Here is a 1,213-nt window from a genome sequence, read left to right on the forward strand (position 1 = left end):
GACTCGATTTTGGCTCATGTTTACCAGCACCCGTTTAGCCCACCTGCTCAGTGCGATCCCGCGCCAGTTCTTTCGGCAATCCACCGAAAGGCACCAGGCTGATCGCTACGTCAAACGCTGCACGTCCTGGCAATTGCTGGTGACACTGGTTAGCGGTCATGTAACCCAAGCCTTAAGCCTGCGGTCCTTGGCGACTTTCTCCGAAACTCTAAGCCCGCATAGCTACCATCTTAAAGCGGGTCCGGTCGCCCGCTCGACCCTGTCGGATGCCTTGAACAAGCGTGACTACCGGCCATTCCAGGACCTTTGCGAGTTGCTGTTGCGCGGCATCAGCCGCCAGCAGCGCAAAGAAGTCGGTGCCATGGTTAGCCTGCTTGATTCCACGTCGATCACTTTGCGCGGACCTCACTTCGATGGCTGGACAGCCGCCACGAAAACCCGCATTACGCAGGGCTTGAAAGTACATGTCGGGCTAGATTTGGCGCAGTTGGCCCCGGTGTACGTCAACATCACTCCTGCCAACGTCAACGACCTGAGCGATGCACTGGAAATGCCGATTCAGGCCGGCATGACGTATGTCTTTGACAAGGGCTATTGCGATTACAACTGGTGGCACCAGTTGCAGACCAAAGGCGCTTTTTTCGTCACCCGCCTGAAGAAAAACGCCAATATCAAAGTGCTGCACAAGCACTCGACCGTAGCCGAGCAAAGCCCGGTCATGACCGATGAAGTCATTCTATTCGGCAAAAAGCATCTGGGCGGTAAGCGTCTGAATGACTACCGAGAAACGCCGGTAAGACGCGTGGTGGTTGAGCGCGAGGGACATGCCACGCCGTTAATCCTGGTGACCAACGACTTCGCAAGAACAGCTGAAGAAATCGCGGGCTTGTACAAAGATCGCTGGAAGATCGAGCTGTTTTTCAAGTGGATCAAGCAACATCTGAAACTCAAACGCTTCTATGCCTTCTCTGAAAACGCCGTGCGCCTGCAGATTTACAGTGCCTTGATCAGCTACTTGTTACTGCACCTTTTCCATCGTCGCTCAGGATTTACCGGTTCGTTGTTCGAGCTGACGGTTCGCATATCTCACGTCCTGCACGAACGGCCCGCTACTCCAGAACTGAGGGATCGACGAAGGCAGGAGCGAGAAAAGCTGAAGGCTGCCCAAGGCAGCCTTCAGCTATGAAACATGTTTACCGGACACTAGTGACGC

The 1,213-nt window shown here is 54.6% G+C and carries 1 protein-coding gene; it reads left to right on the forward strand.

The features are described 5' to 3' along the window. Positions 1–16: 16 nt before the first annotated feature. Positions 17–1,186, forward strand: a complete 1,170-nt coding sequence (locus tag PG5_RS32710; protein ID WP_033042572.1) for an IS4 family transposase — start codon at positions 17–19, stop codon at positions 1,184–1,186. Positions 1,187–1,213: the final 27 nt, after the last annotated feature.

The sequence above is a fragment of the Pseudomonas sp. G5(2012) genome (genome assembly GCF_000408945.1).
Taxonomy (GTDB): Bacteria; Pseudomonadota; Gammaproteobacteria; order Pseudomonadales; family Pseudomonadaceae; genus Aquipseudomonas; species Aquipseudomonas umsongensis.

Coding starts and splice junctions, on each gene's coding strand:
- PG5_RS32710 (WP_033042572.1), top strand. CDS start 17: ATGTTTACCAGCACCCGTTTAGCCCACCTGCTCAGTGCGATCCCGCGC.